At 41.1% G+C, this 13,824-nt stretch carries 14 protein-coding genes; 1 reads left to right on the top strand and 13 read right to left on the bottom strand.

Annotated elements, in window-relative coordinates:
* Positions 1 to 195: 195 nt before the first annotated feature.
* The 3 genes from AAEO50_RS15815 to metG all read right to left on the bottom strand — a co-directional run bounded on the left by AAEO50_RS15815 (position 196) and on the right by metG (position 4,952).
* Positions 196 to 1,434, bottom strand: a complete 1,239-nt coding sequence (locus AAEO50_RS15815) for a ubiquitin-like domain-containing protein (protein ID WP_341985262.1) — start codon at positions 1,432 to 1,434, stop codon at positions 196 to 198.
* 250 nt (positions 1,435 to 1,684) lie between these two features.
* Positions 1,685 to 2,452, bottom strand: coding sequence for a TatD family hydrolase (locus AAEO50_RS15820; RefSeq protein WP_341985263.1), 768 nt, complete (start codon positions 2,450 to 2,452; stop codon positions 1,685 to 1,687).
* Positions 2,453 to 2,990: 538 nt separating this feature from the next.
* Entirely contained in the window at positions 2,991 to 4,952 is a 1,962-nt protein-coding gene (gene metG, locus AAEO50_RS15825; protein WP_341985264.1) for a methionine--tRNA ligase, read from the bottom strand.
* Positions 4,953 to 5,428: 476 nt separating this feature from the next.
* On the opposite strand from metG, the gene AAEO50_RS15830 reads away from it, so the two are divergent.
* Positions 5,429 to 5,710 (top strand): AbrB/MazE/SpoVT family DNA-binding domain-containing protein, encoded by a 282-nt coding sequence (locus tag AAEO50_RS15830; protein ID WP_341985265.1) that lies wholly within the window; start codon positions 5,429 to 5,431, stop codon positions 5,708 to 5,710.
* 52 nt (positions 5,711 to 5,762) lie between these two features.
* On the opposite strand, the gene rsmI is transcribed toward AAEO50_RS15830, so the two are convergent.
* The 10 genes from rsmI to AAEO50_RS15880 all read right to left on the bottom strand — a co-directional run bounded on the left by rsmI (position 5,763) and on the right by AAEO50_RS15880 (position 13,232).
* Positions 5,763 to 6,641, bottom strand: coding sequence for a 16S rRNA (cytidine(1402)-2'-O)-methyltransferase (rsmI, locus tag AAEO50_RS15835; protein WP_341985266.1), 879 nt, complete (start codon positions 6,639 to 6,641; stop codon positions 5,763 to 5,765).
* A 34-nt stretch (positions 6,642 to 6,675) separates the two neighbouring features.
* A complete protein-coding gene (locus tag AAEO50_RS15840) occupies positions 6,676 to 7,419 on the bottom strand; it encodes a tRNA1(Val) (adenine(37)-N6)-methyltransferase (RefSeq protein ID WP_341985267.1) in 744 nt (247 codons plus the stop codon).
* Between the two features lie 290 nt (positions 7,420 to 7,709).
* Positions 7,710 to 8,084 carry a DNA replication initiation control protein YabA gene (gene yabA, locus AAEO50_RS15845; RefSeq protein ID WP_341985268.1) on the bottom strand — a complete coding sequence of 125 codons (375 nt, stop codon included), beginning with the start codon at positions 8,082 to 8,084 and terminating at the stop codon, positions 7,710 to 7,712.
* Between the two features lie 14 nt (positions 8,085 to 8,098).
* A complete protein-coding gene (locus AAEO50_RS15850; protein ID WP_341985269.1) occupies positions 8,099 to 8,926 on the bottom strand; it encodes a stage 0 sporulation family protein in 828 nt (275 codons plus the stop codon).
* A gap of 7 nt (positions 8,927 to 8,933) precedes the next feature.
* The gene (holB, locus tag AAEO50_RS15855) at positions 8,934 to 9,917 is read right to left on the bottom strand and encodes a DNA polymerase III subunit delta' (protein WP_341985276.1); all 984 of its coding nucleotides are present in this window, start codon (positions 9,915 to 9,917) and stop codon (positions 8,934 to 8,936) included.
* A 13-nt stretch (positions 9,918 to 9,930) separates the two neighbouring features.
* Positions 9,931 to 10,371 (bottom strand): YaaR family protein, encoded by a 441-nt coding sequence (locus AAEO50_RS15860; RefSeq protein ID WP_341985270.1) that lies wholly within the window; start codon positions 10,369 to 10,371, stop codon positions 9,931 to 9,933.
* Positions 10,372 to 10,392: 21 nt separating this feature from the next.
* Complete coding sequence (locus AAEO50_RS15865; RefSeq protein WP_334219571.1) at positions 10,393 to 10,722, bottom strand: cyclic-di-AMP receptor; 330 nt, start codon at positions 10,720 to 10,722, stop codon at positions 10,393 to 10,395.
* 138 nt (positions 10,723 to 10,860) lie between these two features.
* Entirely contained in the window at positions 10,861 to 11,490 is a 630-nt protein-coding gene (gene tmk, locus AAEO50_RS15870; protein WP_341985271.1) for a dTMP kinase, read from the bottom strand.
* A gap of 16 nt (positions 11,491 to 11,506) precedes the next feature.
* Positions 11,507 to 12,934 carry an aminotransferase class I/II-fold pyridoxal phosphate-dependent enzyme gene (locus AAEO50_RS15875; RefSeq protein WP_341985272.1) on the bottom strand — a complete coding sequence of 476 codons (1,428 nt, stop codon included), beginning with the start codon at positions 12,932 to 12,934 and terminating at the stop codon, positions 11,507 to 11,509.
* A 97-nt stretch (positions 12,935 to 13,031) separates the two neighbouring features.
* A complete protein-coding gene (locus tag AAEO50_RS15880; RefSeq protein ID WP_341985273.1) occupies positions 13,032 to 13,232 on the bottom strand; it encodes a sigma factor G inhibitor Gin in 201 nt (66 codons plus the stop codon).
* Positions 13,233 to 13,824 lie beyond the last annotated feature (592 nt).

A 13,824-nucleotide genomic window follows, 5' to 3' on the forward strand; every position in this document is an offset into this window, starting at 1 on the left:
ATGATTGCTGCCTTTCGTACATAAGCTGGGTCAGATTGTAGCTCGTGAACGTGCTCTTTTCAAACTCAGGCTTAAACAAGAGACAGACGTACAATCGAAAATACCCAAGTTCCGGTATTTTCTTGTGTGTAAAGCAACAAAGCATGCGAAAAGAGCATTGTACAAAAAGAAAAAAGCAGGAGAAGACCCCTGCTCTTAGTCCAATATTTTTACTTTAATCGTTTTTCTTCCCCAGCGATATGCATCTGATTTGGAAGCAAAGAAAACATCGATTTTGTTCCCTTTGATTGCCCCGCCTGTATCGGCTGCCACGGCATACCCATAACCTTCAACATATACTTTCGTACCTAATGGAATGACAGAAGGGTCGACTGCAATGACTTTCATCCCCGGGTTAGCTTTAAGATTGATTCCAGTCGCGGTATAACCTGAGCATCCGTTGCAAGAAGCTGTATAGGCTGTCGAGCTGACATAGAATTCCCTGCCACCGCTCTCAGCTGTAGGTGAAGCTGAAGATGAGGCCGAAGCTGAAGACGAGCTTCCACGTGAAACCTGAGCCACGAGAACCTTTGTTCCGACACTCACAATTTTATCCTGACTGTCCTTGACCACTTTTTCACTGACTAGCTTCCTGGAAACTTCTTTTCCATTTTCTTTAACGATTTCATATTTCTTTTCAACCAGACCCTTTTTCCCTTCCTGCACGACTTTTTCTTTGCCTTTAGAAAGGTTTGAGTCTTTTCGGGAAACAACAGTAAATTCAGTTGGCTCTTCCACTACATCGGTGACTTTTTCAACTCGAACGACATTTACGACATCATTTGCATTCACTACTTTGTCTAAACCTGGTTCAACGCGATCGGTTTTATTTAGTTTGATTCCCTGTTGCTTTAAAAAGTCAGCGACCGTAGTCGAAGTGGACCATACCTTTTGTTTTTTGCCTCCATCCACGACCTGAAGCGGGAAGGCTGTCTCAATGGTAATCTTCATGTCCCCTGTAATCTTTTTGGATAAGTCTGGCTCGACCTTATCATGTTCCCCTATTTCTATCTCGTTCTCCGATAGTAACTCTTTAACGGTATCGGCATTGGTCCAGATGTTCTTATTCTGATCACCAACTGATACTTCTACCTGTTTTGCCGGTTCCCAAACGATCTTCATGTTGTTTGAAACCTTTGTTGTTCCCGAGGGATACAAATAGTCTTCTGAGCGGGTTGAAATCTCTAATTCTTTTAATATATCCTGAATCGTATTAGCGTGTGTTCTTATCTCTTTTTGCTCGCCGTCTAGGGTCAATGCTACAGTGCTCTTGGATCCTTCATAAAAAAGAATTCCAAAAACAGCTGCTGATGCTGCAATGGTTGCGATTGCAGCGATCCATTTCCTTCGACTCAAAGACTTGGAAAACAGGCTTTTCATGTTTTTATTCTTCATGAAAAACGCCTCCTTTTCTCGGAGTGATTATATAGAGTATTCCAGAGAGTGTCAACCCTTGCTTCTTTTTTCTTAATCTAGCAAAATATTGAAAACCGGGGAACATAGGACATATTATGCATAAAAAAAGAGAAAAAGAAAAGAGAGAGTTATCGACATGGTTATCCTATGAAAGACAAAAGCTGTGTAGAACTTTTTGTTTTCAATAACTATTTGGACAAGCTCCCTCAATTCTCGACAACATATGATGTCAGTTTATGTTGAATAATTTATTTGCATTTTCAGTTGTGATTCTTTCTACTTCTTCTACAGAGATGCCTTTCAGTTCTGCAATCTGTACTGCGACGAGCTTCACATATGCAGGTTCATTTCTTTTCCCTCTGTTCGGATGAGGGGCAAGATACGGACAATCCGTTTCGATGAGAAGTCTTTCTAAAGGAATTTCCTGAGCTACTTCTTTTGGTTTCTTCGCATTCTTAAATGTGACCGGTCCGCCAAGGGAAATATAGAAGTTCATGTCTACACATTCCTGGGCAATCTGGGGACTTCCACTGAAGCAGTGCATGATGCCCCCTACTTCTTCCGCCCCTTCTTCCCGAAGGATATCGACAATATCCTGAGTCGCCTCTCTGTTATGTATGATGATTGGCAGCTTCACTTTTTTTGCTAAGTGAATTTGTTTTCTAAACACTTCTTTTTGAACGTCTTTCGGTGATTTATCCCAATGATAGTCAAGGCCCATTTCACCCAGGGCGACTACTTTGGGATGTGAGGACAGCTCTTCTATCCAAGCGAGATCCTCATCTGTCATATCAATTGCATCTACAGGGTGCCAGCCTACACTAGCATATAGAAAATCATAGTGTTCCACCAGTTCCATGGCTCTTTCAATGGTAGGCCGGTCAAAGCCGACAACGACCATCTTTCCTACTCCCGCTTCTTTTGCTCTTGAAATAACCTCCTCGAGATCTTCATTGAATTGTTCAGCATTCAGATGAACATGCGTATCAAATAACATGTGTGACACTCCTTGTGTTCAAAATAATTTTATTATAAAAATGAGTAACAAGCATCTCAGTAACGTAACATTTAGGTTACAAATTATGGATGATGGAGAAATTATTTACTAGCATTACTCCAAAAAACATTGACTAATACGTTGATAGTAGTGGATATACCGCTGTTGATTTCCGTGGAAGACTTCGCTTTCCGCGGGTGACCTGTGAGCCTCCTCGGTCGTACCTCCCTGCGGGGTCTCACATTGGCCACTTCTCCCGCAGGAGTCTTCGTCTTCCACTACAATCAACAGCTGGAACAATTTCAAACCAAACTATTATATATTTAACTGAGTAATCATCTTTATTATTTACTTCCTCCGTTCATTGTATAGGCTTGAAAGCAATTTCTAAAACAATTTGATTTCTTCTTGGGTCATAATTATTTATATATAATTATTATTTAGCTTTTATCTACTTGTTAAAGATATTATTTCTACATAATACTATTCGGATATAAGAAATAGGATGTTCCACGTGGAACATCCTTTTGTTGCTTGTTTATTTTACTTTTGTACCGTTTGCCAGTGTTTGATCGACCGTTGCGAGGGAGAGGGTTCCGTTTTCTTCTCCTGCCAGGATCATCCCTTGGGATAGTTCTCCACGCAGTTTGACCGGCTTTAGGTTGGTTACGCAAATTACTTTTTTCCCGACTAACTCTTCAGGCTGATAGTGTTTGGCGATTCCTGATACCACTTGTCTCTTTTCATAACCGAGATCAAGTTGGATTTTAAGTAGCTTATCCGCTTTTTTAACCGGCTCGGCATTCACTACCTGAGCAACTCTCAGCTCTACTTTCATGAAGTCATCGATTGTGATTTCTTCACTCTCATCCGGTACCGGGACATCTGCTTTTTCTTCTTGAGCAGGCTTGCTTCCCTGCATTTTCTCTTTGATGTAGTCGACTTCTTCTTGAAGGTCAAGGCGCGGGAAGATCGGCTCACCTTTCTTCACCACTTCTGTACCTTCAGGAATTGCACCAAATTCCTCTAAGCTTTCCCATGTTTGAAGCTTTTCATCGTGGAGATTCAGCTGCTCAAAGATTTTCTTCGGTGTTCTCGTCAGGAATGGCTGCAGCAGAACGGCAACTCTGCGAAGAGATTCTGCCAGATGGCTCATTACACTTCCAAGTTCTGCTTTTTTGTCTTCATCTTTCGCCAGTGCCCAAGGCTGTGTTTCATCAATATACTTATTCGTCCGGCTCACAAGCTGCCATAGACTGGATAGAGCAACCGAAAACTCCATGTTTTCCATTGCTTCCTCGTACTTATTAACCGTCTCTTTATTTATGTCTAACAGATTTTGATCGAACTCACCGTTCGAGTGAGCATACGCAGGAATGACCCCATCAAAGTACTTGTTGATCATTGCAACTGTTCTGTTCAGCAGGTTGCCAAGGTCATTTGCAAGATCGAAGTTGATGCGTTCAACGAATCCTTCTGGAGTGAATACCCCGTCAGAACCGAATGGAACTTCCCTTAGTAAGTAATAACGCAGTGAATCAAGACCGTAGCGGTCGATCAGAGTGACCGGATCGACAACGTTTCCTTTTGATTTAGACATTTTACCATCTTTCATCAACAGCCAGCCGTGTGCAAATACTTTTTTAGGCAGGGGAAGATCCAGTGCCATCAGCATGATCGGCCAGTATATCGTATGGAAGCGGACAATTTCTTTCCCTACTAAGTGAACATCCGCCGGCCAATATTTTAAATAATCCTTATCATTATCGCTGCCGTATCCTAGTGATGTAATATAATTGGATAATGCATCCACCCATACATAGATGACATGTTTTGGATTACCAGGGACCTTGACACCCCAATCAAAGGTGGTTCTCGATACAGCTAAATCCTCCAAGCCAGGTTTGATAAAGTTGTTAACCATCTCATTCTTGCGTGATTCAGGCTGGATGAATTCCGGATTTTCGTTATAGTAAGCCAGCAGACGGTCAACGTATTTACTCATTTTAAAGAAATACGACTCTTCTTTTACCTTCTCTACGGGACGTCCGCAATCAGGGCAGTTCCCGTTTTCCAATTGTCTTTCGGTAAAGAATGATTCACATGGCGTACAGTACCAGCCTTCATATTGATCAAGGTAGATATCCCCTTGATCAAGCAATTGCTGGAAAATCTTTTCTACAATGTCTTTATGGCGTTTTTCCGTTGTACGGATGAAGTCGTCATATGAAATATCTAATTTACCCCATAAATCCTGGATGCCGTTTACGATTTCATCTACGTAACCCTGAGGACTGACCCCTTGTTCTTCCGCTTTTCGCTGAATTTTCTGGCCGTGCTCGTCAGTTCCCGTTAAATATCTGACATCGAATCCGCGCATTCTCTTATAACGGGCCATCGCATCTCCGGCCACTGTCGTATACGCATGGCCAATATGTAAATTTCCACTTGGATAGTAGATTGGTGTTGTAATATAGAAGGTCTTCAATTTCTCTTCCACTTTCGCTTCCTCCTCTTTCTTTCTATAATGCCCACATAAACATTCAAGTGTCCCCGAATGGTATATAGTGGATTTTATTCAATTGTCTTACCTATCATCTTAACCTCTTATCTCATCAAAATATACCTAAAATATAGTGATTCTGCAACTGCATGGTGTATCTCTTCAAGGATGTCGAAAATACAGGTGAAAAATGTCGATTTGTGTCGAATAAGTTCGCTTATAAAGATTTTTCGACATATTTCTTTTGATTACAATAATATTAAATTGGTAATACAATTATTTACAATAGTGCGTAAAGCTTGTCATATCAACTTTCTCTTTGGAAGTACTTTTTAAGAATTTACAAATATAATTATTGACGGTGGATAAAAACGTTGGTATGATATTACCAGATACAGAAAAATGTCGAATATTGACGAACAAATAACAAACTAGAGAGATAAAAATAAAACATTTTTTGGAGGAGAAATTACATGAAATCTACAGGTATTGTAAGAAAAGTTGATGAATTAGGACGTGTCGTTATTCCAATCGAGCTTCGCCGTACACTTGGCATCGCTGAGAAAGATGCTCTTGAAATCTACGTGGACGACGAAAGAATTATCTTAAAGAAATACAAGCCAAGCATGACTTGCCAAATTACTGGTGAAGTTTCTGATGACAACATCAAGCTTGCTGATGGTAAATTAATTCTAAGCCGTGAAGGTGCAGAACAATTAATTAAAGAAATCCAGGGTTCTTTTCAAGCAAAATAATCTTACATTGATATAAATATAAGGGCTGAGTTTTAATCACTCAGCCCTTTTTCTATTCATTCTCGACGTGAAATGCCTGATATACTTCTCTCTTCGGGAGGTTTCGTTCTTTGGCCACTTCTTTAATCGCCAGTTTAGAGGTCATTTCTTTTTCTTCTATATAATAATGAACATGATCTTGTAAGGAATAGCCCCGCCACCATTCTTCATGCTCCTCTTCGTCAGGCTCCTGATTCCCTTCAATGAGCAAGCAGAATTCTCCTCTTACTTCGCCGCTTTCAGCCCATTTCAGAACTTCTTCCAAAGGACCACGAATAAATTCTTCAAATTTCTTTGTCAGTTCACGGCAAATGACAATCTGCCGGCTGCCTAGGGCTTGATGCAGCTCTTTCAGTGTTTCCTTCAGTCTATGAGGAGATTCATATAGGATAAATGTTTCCTGCAGCGAACGAAGTCTTTCTAATTCAGCCCGTTTCTCTTTCTTTCCTCTATGCAGGAATCCGTAAAAATAAAACGGCTGGGGGGCTAAACCAGAAGCGATCAATGCTGTCAATGCTGCATTTGCCCCCGGTAGAGGAATGACGGACAGGTCGTTTTCTATGGCCGCTTTCACAAGTTCATAACCTGGATCAGAAATGGATGGCATTCCTGCGTCACTGACTAGAGCAACCGTTTCCCCCTGTTCCATTCTCTCGATCAGCTTTGGACCGCTCGACTCTTTATTATGCTCATGATAACTGATAATCGGCGTATCGATCTCAAAGTAGTTGCTAAGCTTCTTCGTATTTCTTGTATCCTCTGCGGCTATGATATCCGCTTCCTTCATAATGCGGATCGCCCTGAAGGTCATATCTTCCAGATTACCTATAGGAGTGGGTACAAGATAAAGACTGCCTTTATTACTTTCCTGATAGCTTTTCTGTTGGTTCATTATGGTGCTCACCTCCTGTATTTTATGATCTACCTTATTCTTTTCCATAAAGGATTTCATGTACTTCCGGAGAGTATTCATTATTCTCATTGTAGACAAATAAAGGCGGAAGAACCTTTAAATCAGGTTTTCCATCTTTGATGCCTTCAATTAACAGCGTGTTCGCTTCTTTTCCCTCTCTTGGATAAACGAGCCTCATCCTCTTGGGTTCTAAGCGGTGCTTCCTCATCAGGGCCAGGATATCCATCAGTCTTCCCGGTCTGTGAACAAATGAAGCCTTTCCTCCCTGCTTCAGAAGATAGCTGGCTGCTTGAATCGTATCTTCCAGTGTGCAGAGGACTTCGTGACGGGCGATGGTGTAATGTTCATTCATGTTTTGCATGGCGGTCGGAAGCGTCTCAAAATATGGGGGATTGCACGTCACTACATCATAATGCGAATGGTGAAGCAGTTTGTTTATTTCCTTTACGTCTCCAAGCTTCATCGATACCTGATCCTGAACGCCATTGTACTGAATGCTTCTTTCGGCCATATCGAGCAGCCGCTGCTGAATTTCCACCCCGGTGATTTCCACTTCTGTCCTTGCGCTTAATAATAGCGGGATTATTCCATTTCCTGAGCATAGATCAACTACTTTTCCCCTCTTTAAAGGCAAGTAGCTGAAACGTGCCAATAATACGGCATCCAATGAAAAGGAAAACACAGAGGGGCTTTGGATAATTCTCATATCTTCTGCAAGTAAGTAATCTAATCGTTCATCCTCTTTTAATTCAACCATGTCTTTCCTCCGTCTATGTAACCGGTTCTTTCAATAAAGCTCTTTTCGCATAATTTGTTGCTTTACATGCAAGAAAATACCGGAACTTGGGTATTTTCGAATTGTATGCCCGTCTCTTGTTTAAGCTTGAGTTCGAAAAGAGCACGTGCACAAGCTACTTTCAGACAACTAGCCAATGTAGGAAAAGTAACAACCATTTTTAAAAAACATCTTTCAATAAAAAGGACTAATCCTGTCGAATGGATCAGCCCTTTTTGTCTTTATCATATTCTTCCACTTTAAGTTCTTCTTTATTTCTTGTTTAAGAAAGAAAGACAGAACAAGCAATCCTCGTCCTTGCGCGGACTTCCAAAATGGATATTACAGATGTGGAAGCCCTCCTGGTAAAGCCGGGCAAGATTATCATAACCTTCCCCGATATCCAGTTGTTTATCTTCTAAATCTGACTCACTCGTCGTACCCGCATCGCCTGTTGTTTGTTCCTTTTTCGGTGAGTTCTCAGTCTGTTCCAGTCTTCGGCGCAAATGTTCGTTCTCAAGCTTAAGAGAGTTATTCTCTTCCAGCATTTCAGCCAGGCATTGCTTAAGCTCTCCTAATTGATTATATAAATCACCAATTTGTTGTTCCATATTACTGACTGAATCAAAGAACTCTTTTTTATCCACGACACTACACCCCGTTACTCTGTTGCTTGGAATGATACGGCACCTTCGTTCATTATTTCATCTAAAGTGAATTCTAATACACGCTCTTCTTCTTTAATTTCGACTCGAAGAACACGTTCAAGAATATTAAGACCTACCACTTTACCTTTCCCATGAGGTGTCTTAATCACTTCCCCAATATCAGGCAATTCTTCTTTGGCTGCTTCATATTCGTCATTTTCGTACTTTAGACAACACATTAAGCGGCCGCAGAGCCCTGAGATTTTCGTAGGATTAAGGGATAGATTTTGATCCTTCGCCATTTTGATGGATACCGGTTCAAAATCTCCTAAAAAGGTCGAACAACAAAGCATACGGCCACAAGGACCGATACCACCCAACATTTTCGCTTCGTCTCGAACGCCAATCTGACGAAGTTCAATACGCGTACGGAAAATAGAGGCCAGGTCTTTCACCAGCTCCCGGAAATCAACACGCCCATCAGCGGTAAAATAGAATATGACTTTATTACGATCAAATGTATACTCTACATCTACTAATTTCATATCTAATTGATGCTGATTAATCTTGTCACTACATACAGTGTACGCTTCCTGCGCAGAAGATTTGTTTTCTTCCACTGTTAAGCGATCCTTTTGATCCGCGATACGAATCACCTTTTTCAAAGGAAGCACTACATCGTTTTCATCTACTTGCTTTCTTTCTACGACTACTTTTCCAAACTCAACCCCGCGAACGGTTTCAACGATCACGTAACTATTCTTCTGGACATCCAGTTCTCCGGGATCGAAATAATAGATTTTTCCCGCTTTTTTAAATCGTACTCCTACAACATCGTACAAAGGACCATCACCCCTGCAGTTTTAGCATAAGCTGTTCTACCAGCAGCTGCGAATTCATATTGGCGTTTAACTTGCGTTTTGCTTCAAGTATGACCGTCATATTAGTAGAAAGACGGTTTGTCGATACTTGAAGTGCGTTTGATTTCCACATTTCCTTTTGGTCCGGGTAGACGAGCTGTTCTTCTTTTCCTAACTGGATCTGAAGTAAGTCTTTATATATTAGAAGTAAAAGATCTAATGCTCGATCGACTTGATCTTTTTCTTTGAAGTGCTGTACAAAATCCTCTTGAATTTTCACCATTGCTTGGAAGGGACTTTTCTGGAGGACTTCATATAATTTTAACACTATTATTCTTGCTTGTGCAAACCACTCATTTTGACATATTTCTACAGCTTCTTCATAGCGATTGGTTAAATTGGCTGCCAGCGTTGCCATATGCGGCGGAATGCCCTCATCCAGCAATTGTTTTGTCAGATGTTCTTTAGGGAGCGGCTTGAATGAAACCGTCTGGCACCTTGAAAGAATGGTAGGCAGCATTCTATGAATATTTTCAGTGATAAGAATCGCCGTTGTATCCGCCAAAGGTTCCTCGAGAAACTTAAGCAGACTATTTGCCGCATTGGCAGTCATTTTATCACTATGAACGATGATATAAATCTTTTTCTTCGATTCGACCCCTGTTTTGGAAAATTCCGCTTGGAGCAATTTAATTTGTTCTTTCTTTATTGAAAGGCCATCCGGCTCGACTAGATGAAGATCCGGGTGGTTTCCATTATTGACACGTCTGCAGTTATTGCATTCTTCACATGCTTTTCCGTCTCTGCGGTTTTCACATAGCAAGGCTTTGGCAAAGAGCATGCTTACTTCCTTTTTCCGAGTGCCTTTTTCACCTTCAAATAAATAGGCATGCGCAACACGGTTCTTCATGATGCTGTTTTGAAGCATCTGCAGAACCACAGGCTGAAATGATTGTAACTCTTCAAACTTCATGTCGACCACTCACTTACATATAGAGATTAATCAATAATCCCTTTATTTCTCCTATTTTTCCTAGTACATCGATAGACTTCTTTTCTTTATCCATAACGGCTTCGGTTAATTCGACAAGCTGCTGATCAATCGTTTCGACGATATTGAGCTTTCTGCCCTCGCCGTACTGATTCCATGTATGGGACTGTTTAAGGTCCATGCCGAAATCCACCGCTTCTCTTACAAACTTTTTAACCAGTGTTTTGTATTTTGCAAGGTCCTTGAAGGTCCTTGACCTTGCCAAGAGGCTTCCTGCATCCTCAATCGTGGCTAAAAGCTTATTAAGCTGCTCCATTTGCATTTTTTGATCATGCTTTTGGACAAGCTGACCGAATTTCACTTGGTTCGTCCCTGTTGTCTTGCTTTCCTTCTGAAGTTTATCTAAAGAGACACGAGTATCCTGGTTGATCTTCATGACTTAAACTCCTCGCTTTAATTAAAACTGATGGAACTGATCGACAGGCAGCACAAATACGGTAGCGCCCCCGACCTCCACTTCAACCGGGTATGGTACATACGAATCTGCATTTCCTCCCATCGGGGACACAGGCGCAACCAATTGATCGCGCGACTGGCAATTTTCCTTGATCACCTGCAGTGCTTTATCAACACGAATATCTTCAGTACCAATGATGAAGGTGGTATTACCGGACTTTAGAAATCCACCGGTACTCGCAAGTTTTGTCGAACGAAAATTATGTTCCATCAACGCATTAGACAAACGATTACTATCTTTATCTTGAACAACCGCCATAATGACTTTCATATGTGGTTTCCTCCGTTTCAAAGACATATACTTCCTTCTATTATATCAATAAAAAGTGCCAGCTGACATCTTTCCTATAAAAAAGAAGACAACTTCCCATAGACTCTTTATGTCAATAGGAGCTGCCTGCCACACTGGCTATCCAACAAATCTCTTTACGATATCATATGCTTGTTCGAATACTTCTTCTTTACTTTTGCTTGCATCCACAACCTTGATTCGGTCAGGGTATTGTTTGATGAGGGTTTGATACCCCTTGTAAACCTTTTGATGGAAATCAAGTGATTCAAGGTCTAACCGGTTGACTTCACGGCCATCATGCCGGGCAATTCTCTTTAGGCCTTCTTCAGGGGATATATCGAAATAAAGTGTAAGGTCAGGCATCTTATCCTCGATCGCAAATTGATTGATATTCATTACTTCTGTCATCCCGATGCCTCTGCCGTTCCCCTGATAGGCGAGTGAGCTGTCAATAAACCGGTCGCAGATTACGATGGAACCTTTTTCGAGTGCAGGTATGACGACCTCCACAAGATGCTGGCGCCTCGCTGCTGCATACAGCAATGCCTCCGTACGGATGTCCATTGCCGTATTGTCTTTATTTAAGATCACTTCTCTGATCTGTTCAGCTATTGATACGCCTCCAGGTTCTCTTGTTTGCACCACTTCAAAGCCCTCTTCAATCAACATTCCGTAAAGTTCTTTCAAGATTGTAGACTTGCCGGCTCCGTCAGGTCCTTCAACTGTTATAAATCGTCCCTGTTTCATTTACTGTACCCTCCATCTATCGATAAACACGTACATAGTTCTCATCTAAGCGATGATCTCCTTGTATGTTCGCTTTATTTTTTATATATTGTTTCAGCCTTAAGATCACATCGCGGGAAATTCTCTCACCGGGGATCAATAGAGGGATTCCCGGCGGATAAGGAGTGATCATTCGAGACGATATCTCTCCCTCGGCCTCCTGTAATAAAACCCACTTCTCTTTCTTATCATCCATCTCTTCAAGGCTTAGTGCAAGCGTACTATAATGTTGATTCATATCTTTTATAAAAACATCCGTGTTCGCTGCTTCTTCTGAACCCTCTCCATCCTTAAATGCTTCCCGAACGCGAATAATCGCTTCTTTATACGGAAACGATCGATCCCCCTTCACTAAAGGAAGGATGAGGAGCACATAGAAAGGGTCCGCAAGCTCACAAAAAACGCCCTGAGCCTCCAACAATCGCTGAAGTTCATACCCAGACTTCCCTTTCATGGATAGAAGCAGCTTTAATGGATCATCTGCACGTTTCACTTCAAGTCCATCACTAACTTCTTTTAACGCTTGTACAAAATCATTGACCTCATTGATATTCCGCTTAATATCAAGTTCAGTCATGGTCCCTAAATATGACCTGGCATAATCAAGTGAGGCCATGATCGGATATGATGGACTGCTTGATTGCAAAATCGATAAATATTCCCGTATCTTTCTTTCATCGACACGATCCGTCCCTATATGTAAAAAGGAGCCCATCGTCATGGCCGGCAGCATTTTATGAGCCGAGTGAATGACAATGTCTGCACTCGATTCCAAAGCCGACTTTGGAAAAGGGGTGCCTAACTGAAAATGCGGACCATGTGCTTCATCAATGATACATACTACACCATGTTGATGTAATTCATTTATCAACTCTTCTACGTCATATGTCATTCCGTAATATGTGGGATACGTCAGTATACAAGCCTTCGCATTCGGGTAATCCTTTAATGTCGCTCTTATGGACTCCAGATTGACCCCGATCGGCATTCTTCCTTCTTGATCCCACTCAGTTTCTATCAGAATAGGAACAGCCCTCGCAAGCTTTATTCCATTCAACACAGACTTATGGCAGTTCCTTTGAACCAGTACAGTATCTCCCGGAGAACACGAAGCAAGTATAGCGGCAATATTACCTGTCGTACTGCCGTTCACCAGAAAATAACTCTTCCTGCTTCCATACAAATCGCTGAGTAACTGCTCAGCCTTCTTTATCGCTTCATGCGGATCATGAAGATCATCCAATCCGCTAAGCTCCGTTAGATCCCTTTTATAAGTAAACTGCTTGTGCTTCTCATCTATGAATAAACCATTTTTATGGCCAGGAACATGAAACGAGATGGGATCCATCTCAAGATGTCTTTCAATCGCTTCAATAAGAGGCGTTCTGGCTTGATTGCACCTCATGTTTACCCCTCTCTCTCACCACAAATATCAACCTTCATCGTACCATACTTTAACCTTCTAAACTAAAAAAATCATAACCAAGCTGTCTATCACCTGGTTATGAATAAATTTGAGGGGTATTCACCTTTTTCAATCTCTGGACGAACAATTTGTATACCGGATCATTTGTCTCCGTCTGGACCATTTCCCGTTCACATTCCGTACAGATAAATGATGTGTATAGATGGATTCCGACCGACTTCTCACTTTGACACACAATACACTGCTCTTCAACCGCCTTACGCTCTGCATTCCTCATAAGGTTCTCCACCTCCATACAATCTATTGTGCCCCAAGTGCTCCAATTGTATACAGTATTTAAAACTTTTAAACTAACAGAATAATCAAGTGTTCTTTTATCTTATGTAACAAACGCCCAGTCTGTGTATGTCTTTCTAAAAAAGTTGGGAAAAAGATTGGCTGCCTGGATAGTGCCATTAATGAAAGAGATTGGAAGGGGAAACTTCTCAAGTTAGAGTTAGAAAACGATTACGGGGAAGAGGATGGTGGTTTTGATAATAAAAGAATCATCTTGAAAATAATTAAGCGATTCCGATAATATTTTGTATCATTTGAAAATAGATTTGTCGGTTTCGATAATAAAAATTGGATTTTCGATAAAATATTCCCTGATTTCGATAATAAAAACCCGTTTTTCGATAATAAGCTGGGCGTAGGCTTAGGCTGGATGTTTAATTTCATGGTTTTTAGTTTATATGGATTCGTTTTTAAGAGAACATGATCTGCTTTTTCATAAAGAAGGAAGGTTTTTATTAAAAAATTACAAATTAAAGGGCTTAAAAGGAAAAAAGTTGATTATTATGAATGGAATGAGTGAAGATATGAAGGTT

This window comes from Rossellomorea oryzaecorticis, from assembly GCF_038405515.1.
Taxonomy (GTDB): domain Bacteria; phylum Bacillota; class Bacilli; order Bacillales; family Bacillaceae_B; genus Rossellomorea; species Rossellomorea oryzaecorticis_A.

Coding starts and splice junctions, on each gene's coding strand:
- AAEO50_RS15815 (WP_341985262.1), bottom strand. CDS start 1,434: ATGAAGAATAAAAACATGAAAAGCCTGTTTTCCAAGTCTTTGAGTCGA.
- AAEO50_RS15820 (WP_341985263.1), bottom strand. CDS start 2,452: ATGTTATTTGATACGCATGTTCATCTGAATGCTGAACAATTCAATGAA.
- AAEO50_RS15830 (WP_341985265.1), top strand. CDS start 5,429: ATGAAATCTACAGGTATTGTAAGAAAAGTTGATGAATTAGGACGTGTC.
- rsmI (WP_341985266.1), bottom strand. CDS start 6,641: ATGAACCAACAGAAAAGCTATCAGGAAAGTAATAAAGGCAGTCTTTAT.
- AAEO50_RS15840 (WP_341985267.1), bottom strand. CDS start 7,419: ATGGTTGAATTAAAAGAGGATGAACGATTAGATTACTTACTTGCAGAA.
- holB (WP_341985276.1), bottom strand. CDS start 9,917: ATGAAGTTTGAAGAGTTACAATCATTTCAGCCTGTGGTTCTGCAGATG.
- AAEO50_RS15860 (WP_341985270.1), bottom strand. CDS start 10,371: ATGAAGATCAACCAGGATACTCGTGTCTCTTTAGATAAACTTCAGAAG.
- AAEO50_RS15865 (WP_334219571.1), bottom strand. CDS start 10,722: ATGAAAGTCATTATGGCGGTTGTTCAAGATAAAGATAGTAATCGTTTG.
- tmk (WP_341985271.1), bottom strand. CDS start 11,490: ATGAAACAGGGACGATTTATAACAGTTGAAGGACCTGACGGAGCCGGC.
- AAEO50_RS15875 (WP_341985272.1), bottom strand. CDS start 12,934: ATGAGGTGCAATCAAGCCAGAACGCCTCTTATTGAAGCGATTGAAAGA.
- AAEO50_RS15880 (WP_341985273.1), bottom strand. CDS start 13,232: ATGAGGAATGCAGAGCGTAAGGCGGTTGAAGAGCAGTGTATTGTGTGT.